Origin of the sequence: Microbacterium sp. K36 (assembly GCF_004794355.1) — a bacterium.
Lineage (GTDB): Bacteria > Actinomycetota > Actinomycetes > Actinomycetales > Microbacteriaceae > Microbacterium > Microbacterium paraoxydans_D.
Map to the genome: position 1 here is coordinate 20,830 of NZ_SSDN01000063.1, position 8,063 is coordinate 28,892.

5 protein-coding genes are annotated in these 8,063 nt (G+C 72.3%); 4 read left to right on the plus strand and 1 reads right to left on the minus strand.

What is annotated here, in order from left to right; translation table 11 throughout:
• Window positions 1–4 precede the first annotated feature (4 nt).
• A complete protein-coding gene (hrpA, locus tag DW296_RS06695; RefSeq protein ID WP_136051605.1) occupies window positions 5–3,982 on the minus strand; it encodes an ATP-dependent RNA helicase HrpA in 3,978 nt (1,325 codons plus the stop codon).
• Between the two features lie 66 nt (window positions 3,983–4,048).
• Between hrpA and DW296_RS06700 the strand changes: the two genes are divergently transcribed.
• From DW296_RS06700 to DW296_RS06715, 4 genes are all read left to right on the plus strand, one after another.
• Entirely contained in the window at window positions 4,049–5,272 is a 1,224-nt protein-coding gene (locus DW296_RS06700; RefSeq protein WP_240743017.1) for a heparan-alpha-glucosaminide N-acetyltransferase domain-containing protein, read from the plus strand.
• A 55-nt stretch (window positions 5,273–5,327) separates the two neighbouring features.
• Entirely contained in the window at window positions 5,328–6,164 is an 837-nt protein-coding gene (locus DW296_RS06705; RefSeq protein WP_136051607.1) for an aldo/keto reductase, read from the plus strand.
• 107 nt (window positions 6,165–6,271) lie between these two features.
• Entirely contained in the window at window positions 6,272–6,841 is a 570-nt protein-coding gene (msuE, locus tag DW296_RS06710) for an FMN reductase (protein WP_136051608.1), read from the plus strand.
• 79 nt (window positions 6,842–6,920) lie between these two features.
• The coding region (locus DW296_RS06715; protein ID WP_136051609.1) for a thioredoxin domain-containing protein at window positions 6,921–8,063 on the plus strand (1,143 nt) is incomplete at its 3' end.

Genomic DNA, 8,063 nt, shown 5'->3' on the forward strand with positions numbered 1-8,063 from the left:
GGGATCACTTCCCCGCGAGCGCCTTGGTGATCCGCTGCGGGGACACCGGCTGCGCGGTGCCGAGACGCTGGGCGAAGACGCTGACCCGGTACTCCTCCAGCAGCCAGCGCACCTCGACGATCGCGGGCGGCGCGTCGGGCGCGAGGGGGATGGTGCCCCCGGCGTCCGCGAACAGCACCGCCATCCGCTCGAACTCCGTCATCCGTGCGCGGTCCTTGCCCGGCTCGTTCGCGAGGGTCTTCAGCCGATCGATCATGCCGTCGAGGTACCGGGGGAAGTGGGCGAGCCGGTCGACTCCCGCCGCCGCGACGAAGCCGGGGTGGAGCAGTCCGGAGAGCTGGGTGCGGATGTCGTTCAGCGGGCCGAGCAGCGCCAGCGCGTTCTGCGCCTTGATGCCGCGCTCCACCTCCCGCGCCTTCGTGAGGATGCGGGCGACGAGGGAGACGCAGGCGAAGAGCTCGTCGACGAGCACGGCCGAGACGGCGTCGCGCACCCGCGCGAACTCGGCCTCGGTGCGCACGACGCCGCGGTCGCGGCCGTCGGCGCCGCCGGTCGACGCGTCGATCACTCGACGGGCGACGGCGGCCCGGCAGTCCTCGATGAGCGCGGCCGCCGACGGGTACGGCGAGGCGGCGAGTGCGAGCTTCTCCTGGCTGGTGAGGTGCTGCTGCACGTACGACGACGGCGACGGCACCGCGAGCAGGACGAGACGGAGCACGCCGTCGCGCGTGGCGGCGGCTGCGGCATCGGGTGTCGCCTCGACCCGCACCGACACGCTCGTGCCGGCGTCGACGATCGCCGGGTACCCGCGGACGACGCCGCCCGCGACCTTCGTGTCGATGACCGCCGGGAGGTCGCCGAATGTCCACGCCGTCAGCCCGGTCTGCTCGACGGGAGCGGCGGCCACGCGCTCCGCCCCGCGCGGTCCCGGTGCCTCCGCACGCCCTGGACGGGCGATGGAGCGGGCGACGCTGCTGCGCGCGCGGTCGGAGAGCTCGGTCTGCAGTGCCCGGAGATCGCGCCCGGACCCGACCACCCGTCCCCGCTCGTCTACGGCGCGGAAGTTCATGCGCAGATGCGCCGGCACGCGTTCGTCGTCGAAGTCGGCGGCCGTGACCACCTGGTTCGCGAGCGGCTGCACGAGCCGCGCGAGCGCCTCCTTGAGAGTGCGCGGGGGGAGACCGCCGTGCACCTCCGGACCCTCGTCGGCCAGCGCCGCCCCGAACTTCTCGGCCCAGTCGGCGGCGGGGACGACGTGGCGCCGGATGGCCTTGGGCAGCGCACGCAGCAGCCCGGTGACGAGCTCCGCGCGCAGCCCCGGCACCTGCCAGTCGAAGCCGCGGTCCTCGATCTGGGCGAGCAGCGGCAGAGGCAGTACGACGCTCACGCCGTCGTCGGGTGCGCCCGGCTCGAACCGGTAGGCGAGGCCGAGCACCTGATCGCCCTGGGTCCACCGGGTCGGGAACTCGCGCTGGTCGGCGCGGTCCTCGTCGTCGATGAGGTCGCTCTCGCGCATCACGAGCAGCTTCGGCGTCGTCGTCAGCGCCTCGCGCCACCACTTCTCGAACGACCGCACGTCGAACACGTCGGCGGGGATGCGCTCGTCGTAGAAGCGGAAGACGGCCTCGTCGCCGGCCAGGATGTCGCGACGCCGCTCGCGCTCCTCGAGCTTCTCCAGGCGGCGGCGGAGCTCGGCGTTGCTGCGCCAGAACGCACTGACCCGCTTGTCGATGCGGGACGGGTCCCACTCGCCCTCGACGAGCGCATGGCGGACGAAGAGCTCGCGCGAGGCGGCCCGGTCGATGCGGGCGAACTGCACCCGCCGGCGCGGGACGATCTCGACCCCGAAAAGGGTGACCTTCTCGAACGCCACGGCGGCTCCGGCGTCCTTGGACCAGTGCGGCTCGGTGACCTGGCGCTTCGCGAGGTCGCCGGCGAGGGGCTCAGCCCAGGCGGGGTCGATCGCGGCGACGGTGCGCGCGAAGGTGCGGGAGGTCTCCACGATCTCGGCGGCCATGACCGCCCGGGGGCTCTTCTTGCGCAGCCCCGACCCCGGGAAGATCGAGAACCGGATGCCCCGCGCGCCCCGGTACTCCGTGATGCGGCGGCGGGCGTCCTTTGCGGGAGAGTGGGCCTTCCCCGCGGGGGCGGTGCGCTCGTCGAGGACGCCGATCTGCGACAGCAGGCCGGACAGCAGCGCGCGGTGGATGGCGTCCGGATCGGCCGCGCCGCCCGGCTCCGCCCCGCGGTCGGGGTTCTTCACGAGCGTCCGGAGCTGGCGGTGCACGTCGAACCACTCGCGGACGCGCACGTAGTTGAGGTGCTCGCTGCGGCACAGCCGGCGGAACGCGCTGGAGCCGAGCTCGCGCTGCTGCTCGCGCAGGTGGTTCCAGAGGTTCAGGAGGGTGAGGAAATCGCTCGTCGAGTCCACGAAGCGCGCGTGCAGCCGGTCCGCCTCCTCGCGGCGCTCCTCGGGTCGTTCCCGGACGTCCTGGATGGACAGCCCCGCCACGATCGCGAGCACGTCCCGCAGCACCGCCCCCTGGGTCCCTGAGCCTGTCGAAGGGCCCGACCCCCGCTGGGTCCCTGAGCCTGTCGAAGGGCCCGCCTCGATGAGCATCCGCGCGAACCGCGGGTCCATCGGCATCCGGGCGATGTCACGTCCGATGCGGGTGAGCAGGGGGCCGTCGTCCGGCCCCCGCGCCGGGCGGAGGGCGCCGAGCTCGGTGAGCAGGTCGAACGCCGCCTTCACGCCCCGGGAGTCCGGCGGGGTGAGGAACGGGAACGCGGTGATGTCGCCGAAGCCGAGCGCGAGCATCTGCAGGATGACGGAGGCGAGGGAGGTGCGCAGGATCTCGGGTTCGGTGAACTCGGGACGCCGCGCGTAGTCCTCCTCGGAGTACAGGCGGATGGCGATGCCGTCGCTCGTGCGACCCGCGCGCCCGGAGCGCTGATTCGCCGAGGCCTGGGAGATGGCTTCGATGGGCAGCCGCTGCACCTTCGAGCGGTTGCTGTACCGGGAGATACGCGCGGTGCCGGTGTCGATGACGTATTTGATGCCGGGCACCGTGAGGCTCGTCTCGGCCACGTTCGTCGCGAGCACGACCCGGCGACGGACGCCGGCCACGGTGCTGCGCTCGAACACCCGGTGCTGCTCCGCGGCGGAGAGCCGGCCGAACAGGGGGAGGACCTCGGTGGGCGAACGGTCCTTTGCGTAGGCGGCGCGCACGGCGTCGGCCGCATCCCGGATCTCCGCCTCGCCGGGCAGGAACACGAGCACGTCGCCGGGCGCCTCCCGGTCGAGCTCGCGGAGCGCCGCGACGATCGCGCTCACCTCGTCCTCCGGCTCGCCGGCGGCGTCCTGCTCCGCATCCTCGTCGACGAGCGGACGATAGCGGATCTCGACGGGATACGTGCGCCCCGACACCTCGATGACGGGCGCGGGTGTGCCGTCGGCGGCAGCGAAGTGGCGGGCGAAGCTCTCCGGGTCGATCGTGGCGGAGGTGATGACCACCTTCAGGTCCGGGCGCTCCGGGAGGATGCGGGCGAGGTAGCCCAGCAGGAAGTCGACGTTGAGTGAGCGCTCGTGGGCCTCGTCGATGATGATCGTGTCGTAGCGCGTCAGCAGCCGGTCGCGATGGATCTCGTTGAGGAGGATCCCGTCGGTCATCAGCGCGATCCGGGTCTCGTCGGAGACCTTGTCGGTGAAGCGCACCTTGTAGCCGACGAGCGTGCCGAGCTCGACCCGCAGCTCCTCGGCCACGCGCTCCGCGATCGTGCGGGCGGCCAGCCGTCGGGGCTGGGTGTGGGCGATGCGCTCGCGGCCCAGCTCCAGCGCGATCTTCGGGAGCTGGGTGGTCTTCCCCGATCCGGTCGCGCCGGCGACGATGACGACCTGGTGGTCGCGGATGGCGTCGGCGATCTCGTCCCTGGCCGCGCTGACGGGCAGCTCCGGAGGGTAGGAGATCACGGGGGAGGACATAGCCCTCCATCGTATGCCGGGATGCACACCGGGGTCGCCGCGATCGCCGCATACGATCATCGGGTGATGACTGCTCTCCGCCCCGTGCGCTGGTTCCGTGATTTCGGGCGGCCGCCGCGCATCCTCGGTCTCGACGTCGCGCGGGGTCTGGCGATCCTCGGCATGGCCGGTGCCCACGTCGGCGTGACGGAGGCGTTCGAGTGGGGCGATCCGACCACCTGGACCGACCTCGTGCACGGCCGCTCCTCGATCCTCTTCGCGCTGCTCGCCGGCGTCTCCATCGCCCTCATGACCGGGCGCGACGTGCTGCCGGAGCGGGAACGCCTCCCGAGCCTCCGCCTCAACCTCGTGGGCCGCGGTGCGGTGATCTTCGTGATCGGTCTCGCCCTGGAGCTCCTCAACACGCCGATCGCCGTGATCCTCACCCTCTACGGCCTGCTCTACGTCGCCGTCATCCCGGTCCTGCGGTGGCGACCGCGGCAGCTGCTCCTCGGCGCCGCCGTCCTCGCCCTCGCCGGTCCGGCGTTGCTCGCTCTGCTCAGTGCGGTGGCGCTGCAGCCGTTCGGCGCGGGCATCGGGTTCGTGCTCTACGGCACCTATCCGATCACCGTGTGGCTGGCTCTCGTGCTCGGCGGCATGGCTCTGGGGCGACTTCGGGTGCAGGAGGTGCGCACGGCCGTCGTCGCCCTCATCGTCGGGGTGGTCCTCGCCGCGATCGGCTATGGTCTGGGTGCCCTCGGATCGGGCGCGGGACTGGGCGGGACGGAATCGATCGTCTCCTCGACGAGCGCCTCTTCCGGGAGCGAGAGCATCGAGATCCTTCCCGACGAGAGCCTGTCGTCGTCGTTCATCCCCGACGACGAGATGCCGCCATCCGGCTGGGAGAGCTATCCCGAGGCGCTCGCCGCGACGGATCCGCTCGGCTCCATGGTCCGCGCGGTCTTCGCCGTCGACCCGCACAGCGGCGGCACCGCTGAGATCCTGGGCTCCGGCGGGTTCGCCCTCGCGGTGGTCGCCCTGTGCCTGCTGCTGTGCCGTCCGCTGCGTTGGCCGCTGCTGCCCCTCGGTGCGCTGGGGTCCATGCCGCTCACGGCATACAGCCTGCACGTCGTCTCCGTCGTCCTCGTCGCCGGCCCCGGCGGCTTCATCGCCGACAACTCCTTCTGGGCGCTCACCGTCGTGGCGCTCCTGCTGGTCACGACGCTGTGGGCGATGTTCGTCGGCCGTGGTCCCCTGGAGCGCCTCGTCGGGAAGGGCGCCGCCGCGATGCCCGCCGTGCCTCGGCGCTGACGCTTTTCGTCATCCGCGCGGCCGCACCTGTCATCACAGGTCCTAGGCTGGGGGGATGACCATTCCTGCACTCGAACTGAACGACGGCAACTCCATCCCCCAGCTGGGCTACGGCGTCTTCAAGGTGCCGCCGGCAGAGACCGAGAAGACGGTGAGCGAGGCCCTCGAGATCGGGTACCGCCACATCGACACCGCCGCGATCTACGGCAACGAGGAGGGCGTCGGCGCGGCTATCGCGTCCTCCGGCATCCCCCGCGAGGAGCTCTTCGTCACCACGAAGCTGTGGAACGACCGCCACCACGACGACGAGCCCCGCGCTGCCATCGGCGAGAGCCTCGAGAAGCTCGGCCTGGAGCAGGTCGACCTCTACCTCGTGCACTGGCCCACCCCCGCGAAGGACGACTACGTCCACGCGTTCGCGAAGCTCGTCGAGCTGCGCGACGCGGGCCTGACCCGCAGCATCGGCGTCTCGAACTTCCTCGTGCCGCACCTGGAGCGCACGGTGAAGGAGACCGGCGTCGTCCCGGCCGTGAACCAGATCGAGCTGCACCCGGCGTACCAGCGCCGCGAGGAGGTCGCGTGGGCCGAGGCCAACGGCGTCCGCATCGAGGCCTGGGGTCCGCTCGGCCAGGGCAAGTACGACCTCTTCGGCACCCCGGCGATCGCGGAGGCGGCCGCCGCCCACGGCGTGACCCCCGCACAGGCCGTCCTGCGCTGGCACCTGCAGAAGGGCATCATCGTCTTCCCGAAGTCGGTGCGTCCGGAGCGTCTGCGCGAGAACCTCGACGTGTTCGGCTTCGAGCTGACCGACGCCGAGATCGCCGCGATCGACGCGCTCGACCCGCTCGACGGTTCCGGCCGCGTGGGCTCGCACCCGGACGAGGTCAACTGACCGGAGCCTTGCTCCCGAGCCCGCGGCCCGCGGCTCGTCTCCGTTCCACATGACGCCCCGTGTCGCTTCGCGCGACACGGGGCGTCCGCATGGGTACCGTCGAGCCCATGACAGCTCCGCTCCGCGTCGTCGCCGTCTCGGGCTCCCTGCACGAGCCGAGCAAGACCACCGCCCTCCTCCGTGCGATCACCGCCGCGGTCGCCGAGCGTGCTCCGGTCGAGGCGCAGCTGATCGAGCTCACGCAGATCGGACCCTCGCTCGCGGGTGCTCTCCGCCGGGACCAGCTCCCGCCGGAGGTGGAGGCGCAGCTGCAGGCGATCGAGACCGCCGACCTCCTCATCGTGGGCAGCCCGGTGTACCGCGCCTCGTTCACGGGGCTGTTCAAGCACCTGTTCGACTTCGTGGACCAGTACGCGCTGGTCGGCACGCCGGTGCTCCTCGCGGCGACCGGCGGGGGCGAGCGGCACGCCCTCATGATCGAGCACCAGCTCCGTCCCCTGTTCGCGTTCTTCCAGGCGCTGACGCTGCCGCTCGGCGTGTACGCGAGCACCACCGACTTCGACGGCTACGAGGTGGCGACGGACGTGCTGCGTGCGCGGATCGCGCTCGCGGCCGAGCGGGCGCTCCCGCTCGTCGGCTATACCGCGTCCCGTCCCGCGGAGCTGCTCGTCGGCTGACCCTGGTCTGCCGGTCCCGCGGAGCTGCTCGTCGGCTGATCCGGGTCCGGTCCCGGTGACCCCGGCGTAGCGTGGGAGCATGACGAACCGTCTCGCCGACACCCTCAGCCCTTACCTGCGGGCCCACGCCGACAACCCCGTCGACTGGTACCCCTGGGGGGAGGAGGCCTTCGCCGAGGCCCGCCGCCGGGATGTGCCGATGCTCATCTCGATCGGCTACTCCACCTGTCACTGGTGCCATGTGATGGCGCGCGAGTCGTTCGCCGACCCGGAGACCGCCGCCCGGATCAACGAGGGGTTCGTCGCGGTGAAGGTCGATCGCGAGGAGCATCCGCACGTCGACGGCGCCTACATGGCTGCCGCATCGGCGTTCACGCAGAACCTCGGGTGGCCGCTCACGGTGTTCACCACGCCCGCCGGTCGCGCCTTCTACGCGGGGACGTACTGGCCGCCCGAGGCGCGACCGCCGATGCCCGCGTTCCGTGATGTGCTGGCCGCGGTCGGCGAGGCGTGGACGACGCGACGGGCGCAGGCCGAGGAGTCCGCGGACGCGGTGACCGCGGCGCTCGCCGAGGCGGCGGAGACCACGGTATCGAGTCTCCCGGACGCCGCGGCCCTCGCGGAGGCCGCCCACGGCCTCGCCGCCAGAGAGGACGAGGAGTTCGGCGGCTTCGGCGGAGCTCCGAAGTTCCCGGTGGCCACGACCCTGCGGTTCCTGCAGGAGCCCCTCGTCCGCGCGGCCGCGCCGGAGGCGGCCGCTGTCGCCGAACGCGCGCTCGCGGCGATGGCCGCGTCTGCCCTGCGTGACGCCGATGGCGGGTTCTTCCGCTATGCGACCCGGCGTGACTGGACGGTGCCGCACTACGAGCGCATGCTGACCGACAACGCCCAGCTCCTCGACGTCGCGCTCGACGCCGGCGACGAGGAGATCGCCCGCGGGATCGCCCGCTTCCTGCTCCGCACTCTGCGGCGCGAGGACGGGGGCTTCGGTGCCGCACAGGACTCCGAGTCGTGGATCGACGGGGCGCGCAGCGAGGGCGGCTACTACCTCCGCCCCGTCGCGGAGCGCGTGGCGCTGGAGCCGCCCGCCGTGGACGGCAAGGTCATCACGGGCTGGAACGGCCTCGCGATCGCGGCACTCGCCCGGGCGGGGGCGGCGCTCGGCGTCCGCACCCTGCCGATCTACCTCCTGCACATGCCGCTGCTCGCGCTCGCCGACGCC

Coding starts and splice junctions, on each gene's coding strand:
- hrpA (WP_136051605.1), bottom strand. CDS start 3,982: ATGTCCTCCCCCGTGATCTCCTACCCTCCGGAGCTGCCCGTCAGCGCG.
- DW296_RS06700 (WP_240743017.1), top strand. CDS start 4,049: ATGACTGCTCTCCGCCCCGTGCGCTGGTTCCGTGATTTCGGGCGGCCG.
- DW296_RS06705 (WP_136051607.1), top strand. CDS start 5,328: ATGACCATTCCTGCACTCGAACTGAACGACGGCAACTCCATCCCCCAG.
- msuE (WP_136051608.1), top strand. CDS start 6,272: ATGACAGCTCCGCTCCGCGTCGTCGCCGTCTCGGGCTCCCTGCACGAG.